Genomic DNA, 15031 nt, shown 5'->3' with positions numbered 1-15031 from the left:
TCGGAGCCTACCCCCGCGCCCGGATCATCGCCTCGATGTCCACGAACTTCTCCCGCGGGGCGCCTTCGCGGGCGGCCCTGGCTTCGGCTTCCTCGATCTTCTTCCAGTCGCGGAAGGTGACGATGTCGAGCCCGCGCTGCTCGGCAAGCGAGTTGAAGCCGGTGCGGCCTTCCTTGCCGCCTGCGCCGAGCGCGCCGGTGTTCAGGTCCTCGGCAATCTTCTCGACCACGCCGAAGCCGTCGGGGCGGTTGGTGCCGATCGTGCCGGTCGGCCCGCGCCGTGCCCAGCCGACGCAGTAGATGCCGGGCAGGATGCGCCCATCGTCATTGGCGAAGCGTCCCGCGCGCTCGTCGAAGGGCACGCCGGGGATCGGCGAGCTGCGATAGCCGATGCAACTGACCACCAGATCGGCCGGGATCACGTATGTCTCGCCCGTACCTATCGCCCGGCCGGCCTCGACCGTGGTGCGTTCGACCTCCAGCCCGGTCACCTTGCCTTCGCCGACGAAGCGAAGCGGGGAGGCGAACATGTCGAAGTCGATCTCGATCGCCTTGTCGGCGCGTTCGCTCTCGGGAATGGCGGCGAAGCTCCTGAGATGCGCGACCGACTTGCGCAGCCCCGGCTCCAGGATCGCGTCTTCCGCCTCGTCAGGGAGGTCGCTCCGATCGACCCGCGGCGTCGCACGCTCGAGATGCATCAATTCGCCCAGCTCCTTGGGCGTCATCATGATCTGGTGAGGCCCGCGCCGTCCGACGATTGTGATCGTGCGCATGTTCGACGTTCGCAGCGCGTCGAGCGCATGCGCGACGATATCGGATCCGGCGAATTCGGCTTCGGTCTTGGCGAGAATGCGGGCAACGTCGAGCGCGACGTTGCCCATGCCGATGACAACCGCATTGGTCCCGGAGAGGCTGGGATTCAGTCCGGCGAACTGCGGATGACCATTGTACCATCCCACGAACGCCGCACTGCCGAAGATGTTGTCGAGACTCTCGCCCTCGATCCCGAGCGGACGGTCGTTGGGCGCGCCGGTGGCGAGGACGACGGCGTCGTAGAGGTCCCGCAACTCGTCCATGCTCACCTGGTCGCCGACGGTGACATTGCCGACGAAGCGCACGTTCTCGCTGAGCGCGGTCGCTTCGTAGCGGCGGCTGACTCCCTTGATCGACTGGTGATCGGGTGCGACGCCGGTGCGGATCAGACCGTAGGGGACGGGCAGCGTGTCGAAGATGTCGACGCGGACCTCGTCCCCCCACTGCTTCTGCGCGGCTTCCGCAGTGTAGTAGCCGGCCGGCCCCGAGCCGATGATAGCGATATGGCGCATGTCAGTGCCGTACTCCGGCAGGAAGGGATCGCCTCTGCCTTCGAGCCGCGTTCTCGACCGGTCGAAGCTCCGTCTCGAGCGCGGCGGTGGAGTTTGCCATCCTCTCCTCCGTGGCGGCATGTTCGCCCACAGCCTCATGCACGGCCCCCATTGCCTTGGCAAGGAGACTTGGCCCGACTTTCGATCCGTTCGGCGCCCTCGAGCGGTTAACCGATTTTTCAAGGGATTGGCTGCATGCTCACCCCATGGGTGGAGGGTCAGCCAAAGGGGGAGCGGAACCGAACGGGGCCGAGCGGCGGCGCTCGCTCTCCCCACCGTTGCGCACGGCAGGGGGCGCGAAGGGTAGCTCCGTATCCTCCGAACGCCGAAGCGAGCATGACCGCCGCGAGACGAAGCGGGCAAGAATCGCCCCTACCGCGGCTGCTCTCTCGGTGGTTCCGCCCAGTCTGCCATGGATGGCCGTCGCCATCGCATCTGCGTTCGCCCTCGCGGGGGTGGTCGCCTTGGAGCTCCCGCCCCTGCTCACACTGGTCTGCGCCGCGATTGCCGTCACCTGCGCGGCGGCAGGTCAGCCGATCAACGCATGGGGCGACGCGGCCGAGCGATCGCCTCGATTGAAGCAGGCACTCGGCACCGCGCTGGTCGGCATCTCGTCTGCCGGGGTGGGGCTCGGTCTCGCGGACTGGATGTATGAGGGCGGGCTCGACTGGCGGATCGGGGTCGCGGGGCTGGTTACCGTCAGCATCCTGTTCGCCGCCCTGCTGAGCGGCAGGATCGTGCTCGTCTTCGTCAGCAAGATCGGCTGCTGGGCGCCCGCGGCCGTCGTGGACGGTTCGTCCTCCGCTTACGCCGGGCTCTCGATGGCCGTGATCGCGAGCGCCATCGTCGCAACTTACCAGACCCGGTTCGAACGCGCGCGCGCCGAAGAGGACGAGGCGCTCGCCCGCATCCGCAATCGCGCGCAGAGCATCCTCAGCGACTATGAGGAGACCGGGCAGGGCTGGTTTTGGGAAACCGACCGGCGCGGCAACCTGACCTACCTTTCACCTTCCGTCGCGACTACGCTGGGTCGCGCCGAGAACGAGCTCATCGGACGCCCGTTCTCGCAGCTGTTCGACCTGGGTGAGGAGAACCGGGAAGGCGAGCGGACGCTGACGTTCCACATGTCGGCCCGGTCGTCGTTCCAGGAACTCGCCGTGAAGGCGGCGGTGGAGGGTGGCGACCGCTGGTGGTCGATCAACGGACGGCCGGTCTATGACGGATTCAGGAACTTCTGCGGCTTCCGCGGTTCGGGCACCGACCTGACCGAGAGGAAGCGCAGCCAGGAAAACGCCACGCGTCTGGCGCGCTACGATTCGCTCACCGGCCTCGCAAACCGATTCCAGATGTCGCAGACCCTGGACAAGATTCTCAACAGTCCGCAGGAGCGTGAGCGGGAATGTGCGATCCTCCTGCTTGACCTGGACCGTTTCAAGCATGTCAACGATACGCTGGGTCACCCTGCAGGGGACGCATTGCTGAAGCAGGTCGCGCAGCGGCTCGAGCGGACCGTGGGCCAGGTAGGCAGAGTAGGGCGCCTCGGAGGCGACGAGTTCGAGGTCATCCTGCCCGGCCGCGTCACACGCGAGAAGCTGGCGCACCTGGCGCAGGATGTCATCCACGCCCTTTCGCAGCCTTATTCGATCGACGGGCAGCGGGTGGTGATCGGATCGTCGGTCGGGATCGCGGTCTGTCCCGACGACGGGGTCTCGAGCGAATCGCTGATCCGCAATGCCGATCTCTCGCTCTACGCCGCGAAGGATGCCGGACGCGGCCGGTATCACTTCTATTCCGACGACCTGCACACCGCCGCCGAAGAGCGCAGCGCGCTTGAGCGGGACTTGCGCGATGCGATCGCTAACGGGGGGCTGGAGCTGTTCTATCAGCCGGTCGTGCATGCCGCTACGGCGCGGATCGCCGGCTTCGAGGCGCTGCTGCGCTGGAACCATCCTCGGCGCGGCTGGCTCTCGCCGGAGAAGTTCGTCCCGATCGCCGAGGACACCGGCCTGATCGCCGCGATCGGCGAGTGGGCGATCCGCACCGTTTGCGGCGCGCTTGCGAAGTGGCCGGAGGAAGTGCGCTGCGCGGTCAACGTCTCGCCGCTCCAGTTTGCCAACCCGCAATTGCCTGCGATCATCACCCATGCCGTGGCCCAGGCGGGGATTGCGCCCTCGCGGCTCGAGCTCGAGATCACCGAGAGCGTGTTCCTCGACGACGACGCCGACAACGAAGCCATGTTCGCGGCGCTCAAGCGGATCGGCGTGCGGCTGGCGCTCGACGATTTCGGGACCGGCTATTCCTCGCTCGGCTATCTGAAGAAGGCGCCGTTCGACAAGATCAAGATCGACCAGAGCTTCGTGCGCGGCGCGACCCAGCCGGGGAGCCGCAACGGCGCGATCATCGCGTCGATCACCAGCCTGGCGCAGGCGCTGGGGATGGACGTGACGGCCGAGGGGGTCGAGACGCTCGACGAGCTCGATCTCGTGCGGGCGCATGGGTGCACGCATATCCAGGGCTACATCTACTCGAAGCCGCTGAGTCCCCAGGACGCCGACGAGCGCCTTGCGGGAGGCCTCGCGATGGAGGCCGTCGGCCCGCGCTCCGCCCGCGCTCCGCGCCGCACCATGCTGCGCAAGATCGTGCTCGAGCACGCCGGGCAGCACTACGCCGGCACCATCCGCAACGTCTCCGCCCGCGGCGCGCTGATCGAGGGGCTGTGGAACGTGCCCGAGGGGACGCGCTTCCGCATCGCCATCTCCGACACCCTGGTCGCCGAAGCGACCGCGCGCTGGTGCGTCGACAATCGCATGGGCGTCGAGTTCGACCAGGCGCTCCCCGACGACCTCGGCGGTCCGGCCGGCAACCCGTTCAACGATCGCCCACTCCCCGAGGACACGAACGAACGGCGCGCCGCCGCCGGCTAGTCCGAAGGCTCGATTCTCCTTGCTGACAGCTGCGCACGCCACGGCTAAGGGCGCGGGATGACCGATCTCGCACGTATCCGGAACTTTAGCATCATTGCGCATATCGACCATGGCAAGTCGACGCTGGCCGATCGGCTGATCCAGCGTTGCGGGGGCCTGACCGACCGCGAGATGAGCGAGCAAGTCCTTGATAACATGGACATTGAGCGCGAGCGCGGGATTACCATCAAGGCCCAGACCGTGCGCCTGAACTACACCGCCAAGGATGGGCAGACCTACGAGCTCAACCTGATGGACACCCCCGGCCACGTCGACTTCGCCTACGAGGTCAGCCGCTCCCTCGCCGCGTGCGAGGGCGCGCTGCTGGTGGTCGACGCCGCGCAGGGGGTCGAGGCGCAGACGCTCGCCAACGTCTACCAGTCGATCGAGCACGATCACGAGATCGTCCCCGTCATCAACAAGATCGACCTCCCCGCCGCCGAACCGGAGAAGGTCCGCGCCGAGATCGAGGACATCATCGGCATCGACGCCAGCGAGGCGGTGCTCACCAGCGCCAAGTCCGGCATCGGGATCGAGGACACGCTCGAGGCGATCGTCGCCAAGATCCCGCCCCCGAAGGGCGACCGCGACGCCCCGCTCAAGGCCATGCTGGTCGACTCCTGGTACGACCCTTACCTCGGCGTGGTCATCCTCGTGCGCGTGATGGACGGCGCGATCCGCAAGGGCCTCCAGGTCAGGTTCATGCAGGGCGGCACCCAGCACCTGATCGACCGCGTCGGCGCCTTCACCCCGAAGCGCGTCGATCTGCCGGAGATCGGTCCGGGCGAGATCGGCTTCATCACCGCGCAGATCAAGGAAGTCGAACAGGCCCGCGTCGGCGACACGATCACCACGGTGAAGGGCGGGGCGGAAAAAGCGCTGCCCGGCTACAAGGAAGTCCAGCCGGTCGTCTTCTGCGGCCTGTTCCCGGTCGACGCCGCGGACTTCGAGAAGCTGCGCGAATCGATCGGCAAGCTGCGGCTCAACGACGCGAGCTTCTCCTACGAGATGGAAAGCTCGGCCGCACTCGGCTTCGGCTTCCGCTGCGGGTTCCTCGGCCTCCTGCACCTGGAGATCATCCAGGAACGCCTCAGCCGCGAGTACGACCTCGACCTCATCACCACCGCCCCCAGCGTCGTCTACCGCATCCGCCTCGGCAAGACGAAGAACGAGGAGGCGAAGACGATCGAGCTGCATAATCCTGCCGACTATCCCGATCCCAACCGGATCGAGTGGATCGAGGAGCCGTGGATCAAGGCGACGATCTACACGCCCGACGAATACCTCGGCTCGATCCTCAAGCTGTGCCAGGACCGGCGCGGCATCCAGACCGACCTCACGTATGTCGGCGGCCGCGCGCAGGTGACCTACGAGCTGCCGCTGAACGAGGTCGTGTTCGACTTCTACGACCGCCTGAAATCGATCAGCCGCGGCTATGCCAGCTTCGACTACGAGCAGATCGGCCTGCGCGAGGGGGACCTGGTCAAGATGAACATCCTGGTCAACAACGAGCCGGTCGACGCGCTGAGCCTGATCGTCCACCGCTCGGTGGCCGAAGAGCGCGGCCGCGGCATGTGCGAGCGCCTGAAGGACCTGATCCCGCGCCACCTGTTCAAGATCCCGATCCAGGCCGCGATCGGCGGCAAGGTGATCGCGAGAGAGACCATCGCCGCGCTGCGCAAGGACGTGACCGCCAAGTGCTACGGCGGCGACATCACGCGCAAGAAGAAGCTGCTGGAGAAGCAGAAGAAGGGCAAGGCGCGGATGCGGGAGTATGGCAACGTGTCGATCCCGCAGGAGGCGTTTATTGCGGCGCTGCGGATGGGGGAGGAGTGACGAGCGCCCGCGTGTAAGCGAGGATTGCGAAGCAACCGGAGCTTAGACGCGAATCAGCGCCGTCACGGCCGGGGGCCGGCGAAGCCTCTAGCGAGCCGAGCCCTTCGACGACGCGGCTTTGCCGCAGCGGATGCCATTCAATTGGCCGTATCTGATCGCGATGCGCCCTGTTCATCGCGTAACAAAGGGTAGGGCATGATCGCGTGTCCGTGATCGGAGAGGAAGTGGCGTGTCTCCGGCGGAGTATTGTGAGCGTCGATGGGGGAGGGATGTGGCAACCCGCTTGTATCAGTAGAGCCTTGCCAGATATGCATCGATGATGGCATTGAAACTATCCCTTTCGCGTGTGGTCGAGCCTAGCAAGTTGAGGGACTACTTCCCGGAAATTCTTGCTTTGTCCAAACGAGAAGCGAACCCGTTGGGCTTCATTCCTTCAGGAGGAATGGAAACGGCTATAGAAAATCGACGACTTCTCGCCCTTGTGGATGATGCTACCGATCGTCTGGCTGGATATATTTTCTTTGGCGGGGTGTTCCCATCAGCAAAAGTCTTCCAGATCGCGGTCAATCCTGACCTTCGCAGGGAAGGAATTGGCTCTTCACTTCTAGAATTGCTGGCGTCGCATCTAGAACACTTTGGATACCGCTCGTTGGTGGCCGACATCAGGGACGACCTTGACGGGGCGTTAGCCTTCTACCGAGCGAATGGATTCACCCAGGTTTCGACCCGCGAAGGCGGTGCAACACGAGGCCGAACAATCCTCACCCACGTCAAGGAACTTGATACTGAGGATCTTTTTTCGGTTTTCGATAGACAGGACTTTCTCGTGAGTCAGATTCACGAGTTGGCTTCTCGGGGCGAGGCAAAGTTCTCGCTCGATCTCAATGTCTATTTCGATCTCACAAAGAGGCGGGAGCACGCGGGGCAAGCGGAAGAGCTCTTTAGAGCGGCATTAGCCGGCACGATCAGAGTCTCAGTCGCTGATGAATTCGTACGTGAACTTAGGAAGAATTCCAAAGCAAATCACTGCGACCCGATCCTTAACCTTGCACTTTGCATCCCTAAGCTGCCGCGCGTCGATGAGGTCGAGCTTAAGGAAATTCGATCGAAGATTCATCGCCTAGTATTTCCTCATCTACTAAGCCCGACGCCGCAGTCCCTGAGCGATTGTGCGCATCTGGCACATGCTGCACTTGCCCGCTCTACGGCATTCGTGACGCGCGATGGCACTTTGCTGGAAGCAAGCCCCCTGGTGCTAAAGGAAATCGGGCTTGAGATCGTTTCGCCACAGGAGCTCTTCGCTCTCCTACCTTCAGAGCTACACGGCGTGGCGGGTGAGCTATCAGGTCAAGGGTTTCGTATTCAGGTCTGCGACGTCTCGGATGCGAAGAGGTTTGTATCGGAACTAGGAGGCCGCCTCAATCTCTATGATCCGATCATAAGGTTACTGGAAACCGATCATTCGATCGTTCGATCGGTTGAACTTGGCGGCCGGATTGAAGCTCTTGCCGTCGCTTCAATGCCGCAACAACTGGGGCCGAGGGCCGAGATGGCTGTAGTTTGTCGGCCTGAAAACCCAAGTCGACGGTTATTCGTCGATCATTTGCTGGATCTGCTGCTGCGCATTTCGTCCCAAACATCGCCCACAGCGGTACGACTCCAAAAAATTCCGGGTCAATCGGTCGTGAACGAAGTAGCTCGCGCGCGCGGCTTCATCCAACCAGATGCTACGTGCTTCGAGAAATCGGTCATCGGTAAGCCGCTCCACCCCGCGAATTGGACCGGAGTTGCGCGTGCGCTTTCCGCACGCACAGGAATTAAGCTCCCGGAATCTTCACCGCTGCAAGAACGCGACAGGGTAAGTGTCGAGGCAAACGGTGTGATGCGCGAGATACCTTTGGCTTCTGTCGAGGCGTTGCTCGGCCCAACGCTAATATGGTGGAATTCGAGATCATCCGTGATTGTTCCAATTCAGAAGCAGTACGCGGAGGAACTCCTTGGAGTACGCGCGAACAAGGCATTCGATTTCATTGAAAGTCGGGACGCGGCCTTTCGAACTCTGCGTGGATACGTAAGTAGTCCCCGTAGTGCGCTGAGGATGGAGGCCGGATCTCTTATTTTCTTTTACGAATCCAAGAAGAATGGTGGTGCTGGTGCAGTTTTAGCGGTTGCGAAAATTGTATCCGCGACTGTGGTAAAGAAAGATATTGTTGGAAAAAATGAGTTTGAATATCTGGTGGTTAATGATCTAGACGAGTTTTCATCGTCGGCAGAGATACTGATGACGAAGTTCGACAACCTTTTTCAGCTCGAATATCCGGTCACACTCAGGGAGCTGCGTCGGTTGGGCGCCGCTGACGGTGCCAATCTGGTGACCGCGCGGGAGATCGATGCGACGCAGAGTAGATCGATCCTCGAGCAGGGTTTCACTTCATGATTGGCCGACACGATGTATTAATTTCGATCTACCCCGAGTTCGCAGAGGCGATACTTCGCGGCGAAAAGACAGTTGAACTTCGACGAAGGATACCGGGACTTCGGTCGGGAATGAGAATGTGGATTTACGCGACCAAACCTGTCGGCGCGATCTTAGGTTATGCTATGGTCGGTGGGGTGTCGAAGGGGCCGCCAGAGAAAATGTGGAAGATATTTGGAGATAGCACCGGGATCGAACGGGAGCATTTTGACAGCTACTTCTTAGATTCGAGTGTCGCTGTTTGTATTACGCTCACGGGCGTACGCGAGGGCGTTCCTTTGCCAAGTCATGAGTTCAAGAGAGTGAGGCCAAGCTTCCATCCGCCACAGCTCTTCACACGGATTAGCGATGCCGAAGCGGAGTATCTGGATAAGATGCTTTTCCCAATGGAGTTTGCGGCCGAAGCGTAACCGCCGTCGATGCGTTTCTCCTCCGACGCGGCGGAGCCGTTCTGGTGGTCCTCCGCCCCGATCCGCTTGAACTCCCCGTACCGCGCGCTTGCGAGGGGGCATGTTGGCGAAGCGGTTCCGGTGCATGATTTACAGCCACTCGTCGACCCAGCGCGGGCCGCCTCTCACACGTGAGGTCGCGGGCGCGTCCGTGGGGCACAGACGCGTTCCGGCTCGCAATCACTCGGTGTCGAATGGGCGGCGATGGATGGGCGGCGCTTCCGCTCGGTGCTCGCGGATTGGAGCTCTTCAGGCCTTGGGCGTTGCGCAGGCCCACCCCCGGCCCCTCCCGCAAGCGGGAGGGGAGGAGATCACCAGCCGTCGTCCTTCAGCGTCCTGATGCGCGGGCCGTGCGGTTCGGTGGGCGGGGGTTCCGGCGTCTCGTCTCCGGCCGCGTCGTCCTCCCCTTCCAGTTCCTTCTCCAGCTCCTCGCGGTAGTTCACCACGGTGGGATATTCCCCCTGCGGCCGGGGGAGCTCGGGGAGGCCGGCCTTCTCGCGCTCGCGGTTCTTGTAGGCGAGCGAGGCGGGGTGTTCCGGGTCCTCGTAGGGGTTGTAGCCGTTGGCCTCGTCCTCCTGCCGGGCGGCTTCGTAGGCGTCGTGGAGGGCGCGGGTGCGGGGGCTCATGGCGAAGAGGAAGCGTTCGCGCATCTTGCCGAGCTTGCGGTCGATGCTGGCGAGCACCTCGTCCTCGTGCTCGTAGGAGGCCTCGCGCTTCTTCTCCTCCTCCCATTCCTGGCGCCACTGCTTCTTCAGGCGCTCGAGCTCCATCTTGCCGATCGCGTTCAGGCCTTTCGCCTTGCCTTCGGTGAAGCGCTCGGGCGCGCGGTTGCGGAGCATGAACATGAGCAGCCGGTCGTTGTAGGTGCGGCGGGTCCCGACGAGCTTGCCGTAGGAGTAGACGGGCACCTCGACGCCGTTGAGCGCGCGCTCCATCGCGACGTCCTCGATCCGCTGGACGCCGAGCTGGAGCGCGGCCTCCCACGCCTGGCGGAAGCTCTCCGCGCCCGGCTGGCGGCGGAGCTCGTAGGCGCCGGGCTGGCTCATGTTGACGGCGCGGCAGGCGGCCTCGACGCTGCCAGTGTCGGCCAGCGCCTCGATGAAGGCGCGCTGGCGTTCGTCGGTCCAGCCGTCGTGGCGCTGGCACTGGCGGGGGACGGGGGTGAAGGCGGGCAGTTCGCCTGCGGGGGCGGGCAGGCGGGCCTCGCGATTGTCTGTGCGGCGGGTCATTTTCGATTCTACAGCACACGAGGTGTGCTGTAGGAAAATGTTTTTTGTTTGTTCTTTCGCACGCGCATCCGCGCGCGCGTCCTCGGCGCTGCTCCTTCCGCTTCGCTACGGGGCGCCTGCGGGCGGGCGGTCGCCCTTGCGGTCGGCTGATCGCCGACCGGGGCTTTCCCGGCCATGGCTATCAGGCGATGTCTCGGTCCCGCAGGGACCGCAAGGCCGACCGGCCGCCGCGCCTACTGGCGCGGAAGCCAAGGGGCCGGATGGGCCCGCCGGCGCTTGAGGCTAAACAAAAAACAAACTCGTCACGGACGAGTTTGCCCGTCCCCGTGCACCAGGTACTTGAAGCTGCACAGCTGCTCGAGGCCGACGGGGCCGCGGGCGTGCATCTTGCCGGTGGCGATGCCGATTTCGGCGCCCATGCCGAACTCGCCGCCGTCGGAGAACTGGGTGGAGGCGTTGTGCATCACCACCGCGCTGTCGATCGCGGTCAGGAAACGGCGGGCGGCTTCGGCGTCCTCGGTCAGGATCGCGTCGGTGTGGTGGCTGGAGTGTTCATCGACCCAGGCGATGCCTTCGTCGAGGCCGTCGACGATCTTCACGCTGGCGATGGGATCAAGGTACTCGGTGTCCCAGTCCTCCCCGGTCGCGGGCTTGATCCGGTCGTCGAGCGCGACCGCTTCGGCGTCGCCGCGCAGTTCGCAGTCGGCGGCCATGGCGTCGGCCAGCTTGGGGACGACTTCGCCCGCCACCGCGCGGTCGATGACGATGCTCTCGGTCGCGCCGCAGATGCCGGTGCGGCGCAGCTTGGCATTGCGGATCACCTTCACCGCCTCGTCGATGTCGGCCGCCGCGTGGACGTAGCTGTGGCAGTTGCCGTCGAGGTGGAGGAGGGTGGGGACCTTCGCCTGGTCGCGCACCAGTTCGACCAGCCCGCGACCGCCGCGGGGGATGACGAGATCGACGTAGTCGACCGCGCGCAGCAACTCGGCCACGGCCTCGCGGTCGGTGGTCTGGACGGTCTGCACCGCGTCCTCCGGCAGGCCGGCGGCCTTGAGCCCGGCGCGCATGGCGGCGACGATCTCGCGGGTCGAGTTGCGGCTCTCCGAACCGCCGCGCAGGATCACCGCGTTGCCCGATTTGAGGCACAGGGCCGAGGCGTCGGCGCCGACGTTGGGGCGCGATTCGTAGATCATGCCGATCACGCCGATGGGGACGGCGACGCGCTCGATCTTGAGGCCGTTGGGCCGCTCGAAGGTGGCGAGCTTGCGGCCGACGGGGTCGGGCAGCTCGGCGATTTCCTCGAGCGCTTTCGCCATGCCCTCGATGCGGTCCTCGGTCAGGCGCAGGCGGTCGACGAAGCTGTCGGGCTTCTTGCCCTCGACGCTCGCCACATCGGCGGCGTTCGCCTCGAGCAGCGCGGGCGTGGCTTCGCGCAGCGCCTTGGCGGCTTCCCGCAGCGCCGTGTTCTTCGCCTCGGTGCTGGCGGACAGGAGCCCGCGCGCTGCCTCACGCGCGCGGCGTCCGAGCTCATGGATATGGATCTGCGGGTCTAGTGTCTGGTCGTTCATCGGAATCCTCGTATCGTTCGTGTCATGAGCGGGAGCGCGCGGCGAGTCAGCGCAGCTCGACCGCCCGTTCGTAGGCCGCCTGCAAGGTCACGCGCATCAGGCGCGAGAGCGTCTCGTCCCCGTTGAGCGCGGCAAGGCCGGCGGCGGTGGTGCCGCCCTTGCTGGTCACCGAATTGCGCAGCGTCTCGAGGTCGGGCGCGCCGTCCTCCATCGCCATCGCGAGCGCGCCGGCCATCGTCCCGAGCACCATCGCGCGGGCATCTTCCGCGCTGAAGCCCTGCTCCTCGGCGGCGGCGACATAGGCGCGGGCGATCTCGAACACATAGCCGGGGCCGGAGCCGGCGACGGCGGTCACGCGGTCGAGCCGGTCCTCGTCGTCGACGGTCACCACGGTGCCCGCGCGCTCCATCATCGCGGAGGCGTGGGCGCCCTGGTCGGCACCAACCTCGGGGCCGGCGTAGAGCCCGCTGACGCCCTGGCCGACGGCCGCCGGCAGATTGGGCATGACGCGCACGACCGGGGCGCCGTTCATCGCACGGGCGATCCGCTGCGCCGAACAGCCGGCGGCGATCGACAGCACGTAGCCGCCCTCGGCCAGCCGGCTGGCGTAGCCGGGAAGCACCTCGTTGATCATCTGCGGCTTGATCGCCACGATCACCACGTCGAAGTTTTCGTCACCAAGTGCCTCGATGTCAGCGACCAACCGCGCGCCCGACGGTGCCGAATCGAGTGCTGGATCGACGATCGTGAAGTTCTCGCCTCCCGTCATCCAGTGATTCAGGAGTGCGCCACCCATCTTGCCGCAGCCGATCATGACTATGTTGTTGAAGTTCAAGTGAAGCCCCTAGCTCGAAAAACGAATAATCCCCTGGAACCGCGTGGACGATAGAATAAAATTCCTGCCGCAGGCGATCGCGCCACGCTGGAATGGATTTTTTCCATATCCCCGGTTGTGCATTGCACAACGGCTATCTACGTAACGGACCGAATTTTTCAAGGAACGGATTTTATCGCTGTGGCTGAGAATCGAAACGTCGTCGTCAAGATTGGTTCCGCGCTCCTCGCCAATTCCGACCTCCTGACTCCGCGCTTCGGCTTCATGCAGAGACTGCTCGAGGATGTCGCCCGACTGCGGAACGAGGGATACAACGTCATCCTGTGCTCCTCCGGCGCGGTGGCACTGGGCCTCAAGATCGTGGGCGAAACGCCCGAGACCGCGGGCGTCAGCGACAAGCAGGCGGCCGCAGCCTGCGGCATGCCCCTGCTGCTGAACGCCTACAAGCAGGTCGGCCACGAATACGGGTTCGAGATCGCGCAGGTTCTGCTCACGCTGGGCGACTTCGAGCATCACCGCCGCTTCCTCAACACCCGCAACACCGTTCACCGGCTGCTGGAGGCGGGGGTGGTGCCGATCGTCAACGAGAACGATTCGATCACGACCGAAGAGATCCGGGTCGGCGACAACGATCGGCTGGCCGCCAAGGTGGCGCAGATGGTCGGCGCGAAGGACTTTGTCATCCTGACCTGCGTCGACGGCCTCTACGACCGCAACCCCGACGAGCCCGGGGCCGAGCTGGTGGAGGAAGTTCGCGACGTCGGCGAGTACATGGCCGCGACCACCGGGACGAGCACGCTCGGCACCGGCGGCATGACCACCAAGCTCAAGGCCGCGAACATGGCGCAGGAGGCCGGCTGCACGACCTACATCGCCAACGGCGAATACGAACGCCCGCTGTCCGCCGTGCTGAACGGCGAGCGGCGCTGCACCAAGTGCCTGCCCCACCCGAATCCGATGTCGGGCAAGGACGGCTGGATCGCCAATCGCCTGCAGATGGCCGGCAGCATCGAGGTGGCGAAGGAGCTCGCCGACGAACTGGTGCAGAACAAGCGCTCCATCCACCGCGAGGACATTCAGGCGATGGATGGCGATTTCACCCGCGGCGACGTGCTGCACCTCTACGACACCGACGGCGTGGAGCGCGCGCGAGGCCTGAGCGATTTCACCTCCGAGGAAATCCGGGTGATGATCGTCAATCCCGAGACTCCGCCCGAGCAGCTGCTGGGGTACCAGACGAAGGGCGAGATCATTCGTGCGAACAATCTCGTCATGCTGGATAACCGTCACCTCCTGTGGGACGCGCCGGCGGGGATGACCGCGTCGCCGTGATGCGGTGAAGGGGCGGGATAGAGCCCTCCGCCATCCCGGCGCTCGCTGGGATGACGTTCTTGATTGATGAAGGGATAGGGGTGGCCGACGACAAGATGATGGCCGTCCCCGCCGCCAACTTCACTTTGCGTTCAGCGAGTGCGGCGGTATAGGCCGCTGCCATGACCACACGTCCGCGTTCGCCGCTCAAGCTCGCTTTCGCCGCCACCGCATGCGCGGCGACCGTCCTCACCGCAGGTTGCGCAGGGACCGGCGGCGGCTCCGGAGATTCGCTCGCCTATGTCGCGCGCGACGTGGAAACGCTCTATGCCGAAGCGAAGCGGCGGCTCGATAACGGCAATGCCAAGTTCGCCGCCGCGCTGTTCGATGAAGTCGAGCGTCAGCACCCCTATTCGCCGTGGGCGCGCCGCGCCCAGTTGATGAGCGCGTTCAGCTACTACGTCGCGCGCGACTACAACAAGGCAATTCAGAGCGCGCAGCGCTTCCTGTCGATCCATCCCGGTAACAAGGACGCGCCCTACGCCTATTATCTGATCGCGCTCAGCTATTACGAGCAGATCAGCGACGTGCATCGCGATCAGGCGATCACCGAGCAGGCGCGTACCGCTCTGAACGAGGTCGTCCGCCGCTTCCCGCAGACCGCATATGCGGCCGATGCGCGGCTGAAGCTCGACCTCGTCAACGATCACCTCGCCGGCAAGGAGATGGAGATCGGGCGCTTCTACGAACGGAGCGGCAGATGGCTTGCGGCGCAGATCCGCTTCCAGAACGTGGTCGACAACTACCAGACCACCAGCCATGCGCCCGAGGCGCTTTACCGCCTGACCGAGACCAGCCTGGCGCTCGGTATTCCGCAGGAGGCGGTGAAATACGCCGCGGTTCTGGGCGCGAACTATCCGGGCACCGAATGGTACGAGAAGGCTTACGAGCTGGTGCAGGACCACGCGGCGGGTGTCAGCGCGAGCTGATCGCGGCTGTTC

At 64.5% G+C, this 15031-nt stretch carries 10 protein-coding genes; 6 read left to right on the top strand and 4 right to left on the bottom strand.

The window, feature by feature from the left end:
• Nucleotides 1-7 precede the first annotated feature (7 nt).
• Nucleotides 8-1324, bottom strand: a complete 1317-nt coding sequence (locus tag ETX26_RS07945) for an FAD-dependent oxidoreductase (RefSeq protein WP_129524052.1) — start codon at nt 1322-1324, stop codon at nt 8-10.
• Nucleotides 1325-1779: 455 nt separating this feature from the next.
• Here ETX26_RS07945 and ETX26_RS07940 point away from each other — a divergent pair, with 455 nt between their 5' ends.
• The 4 genes from ETX26_RS07940 to ETX26_RS07925 all read left to right on the top strand — a co-directional run bounded on the left by ETX26_RS07940 (nt 1780) and on the right by ETX26_RS07925 (nt 9048).
• Nucleotides 1780-4287 carry an EAL domain-containing protein gene (locus ETX26_RS07940; RefSeq protein WP_129524051.1) on the top strand — a complete coding sequence of 836 codons (2508 nt, stop codon included), beginning with the start codon at nt 1780-1782 and terminating at the stop codon, nt 4285-4287.
• Between the two features lie 57 nt (nt 4288-4344).
• The gene (gene lepA / locus ETX26_RS07935; RefSeq protein ID WP_129524050.1) at nt 4345-6162 is read left to right on the top strand and encodes a translation elongation factor 4; all 1818 of its coding nucleotides are present in this window, start codon (nt 4345-4347) and stop codon (nt 6160-6162) included.
• A 316-nt stretch (nt 6163-6478) separates the two neighbouring features.
• On the top strand, nt 6479-8599 hold the full coding sequence (locus tag ETX26_RS07930) for a GNAT family N-acetyltransferase (RefSeq protein ID WP_129524049.1): 2121 nt from the start codon (nt 6479-6481) through the stop codon (nt 8597-8599).
• Nucleotides 8596-9048 (top strand): ASCH domain-containing protein, encoded by a 453-nt coding sequence (locus ETX26_RS07925; protein WP_129524048.1) that lies wholly within the window; start codon nt 8596-8598, stop codon nt 9046-9048. The genes ETX26_RS07930 and ETX26_RS07925 overlap by 4 nt, the downstream gene beginning before the upstream one ends.
• Before the next feature lie 350 nt (nt 9049-9398).
• On the opposite strand, the gene ETX26_RS07920 is transcribed toward ETX26_RS07925, so the two are convergent.
• The 3 genes from ETX26_RS07920 to ETX26_RS07910 form a co-directional block, all read right to left on the bottom strand.
• The gene (locus ETX26_RS07920) at nt 9399-10316 is read right to left on the bottom strand and encodes a hypothetical protein (RefSeq protein ID WP_191984693.1); all 918 of its coding nucleotides are present in this window, start codon (nt 10314-10316) and stop codon (nt 9399-9401) included.
• Between the two features lie 302 nt (nt 10317-10618).
• Nucleotides 10619-11884: a glutamate-5-semialdehyde dehydrogenase gene (locus ETX26_RS07915; protein WP_129524047.1), complete on the bottom strand. Its 1266-nt coding sequence runs from the start codon at nt 11882-11884 to the stop codon at nt 10619-10621.
• A gap of 46 nt (nt 11885-11930) precedes the next feature.
• Nucleotides 11931-12719, bottom strand: a complete 789-nt coding sequence (locus ETX26_RS07910) for a pyrroline-5-carboxylate reductase family protein (protein ID WP_225425544.1) — start codon at nt 12717-12719, stop codon at nt 11931-11933.
• A 180-nt stretch (nt 12720-12899) separates the two neighbouring features.
• Here ETX26_RS07910 and proB point away from each other — a divergent pair, with 180 nt between their 5' ends.
• Entirely contained in the window at nt 12900-14051 is a 1152-nt protein-coding gene (proB, locus tag ETX26_RS07905) for a glutamate 5-kinase (RefSeq protein ID WP_129524046.1), read from the top strand.
• A 161-nt stretch (nt 14052-14212) separates the two neighbouring features.
• The gene (locus tag ETX26_RS07900; protein WP_129524045.1) at nt 14213-15019 is read left to right on the top strand and encodes an outer membrane protein assembly factor BamD; all 807 of its coding nucleotides are present in this window, start codon (nt 14213-14215) and stop codon (nt 15017-15019) included.
• Nucleotides 15020-15031 lie beyond the last annotated feature (12 nt).

It is taken from the genome of Pelagerythrobacter rhizovicinus, from assembly GCF_004135625.1.
GTDB classification, from domain to species: Bacteria; Pseudomonadota; Alphaproteobacteria; order Sphingomonadales; family Sphingomonadaceae; genus Pelagerythrobacter; species Pelagerythrobacter rhizovicinus.
Note: the sequence above shows the minus strand (reverse complement) of the source record. Positions and strands in the feature narration are given on the sequence as shown.

Excerpts from the sequence above, each read along its gene's own strand:
- ETX26_RS07920 (WP_191984693.1), bottom strand. The coding sequence starts at position 10,316 with ATGACCCGCCGCACAGACAATCGCGAGGCCCGCCTGCCCGCCCCCGCA.
- ETX26_RS07930 (WP_129524049.1), top strand. The coding sequence starts at position 6,479 with ATGATGGCATTGAAACTATCCCTTTCGCGTGTGGTCGAGCCTAGCAAG.
- lepA (WP_129524050.1), top strand. The coding sequence starts at position 4,345 with ATGACCGATCTCGCACGTATCCGGAACTTTAGCATCATTGCGCATATC.
- ETX26_RS07945 (WP_129524052.1), bottom strand. The coding sequence starts at position 1,324 with ATGCGCCATATCGCTATCATCGGCTCGGGGCCGGCCGGCTACTACACT.
- ETX26_RS07915 (WP_129524047.1), bottom strand. The coding sequence starts at position 11,884 with ATGAACGACCAGACACTAGACCCGCAGATCCATATCCATGAGCTCGGA.
- ETX26_RS07925 (WP_129524048.1), top strand. The coding sequence starts at position 8,596 with ATGATTGGCCGACACGATGTATTAATTTCGATCTACCCCGAGTTCGCA.
- ETX26_RS07940 (WP_129524051.1), top strand. The coding sequence starts at position 1,780 with ATGGCCGTCGCCATCGCATCTGCGTTCGCCCTCGCGGGGGTGGTCGCC.
- ETX26_RS07900 (WP_129524045.1), top strand. The coding sequence starts at position 14,213 with ATGACCACACGTCCGCGTTCGCCGCTCAAGCTCGCTTTCGCCGCCACC.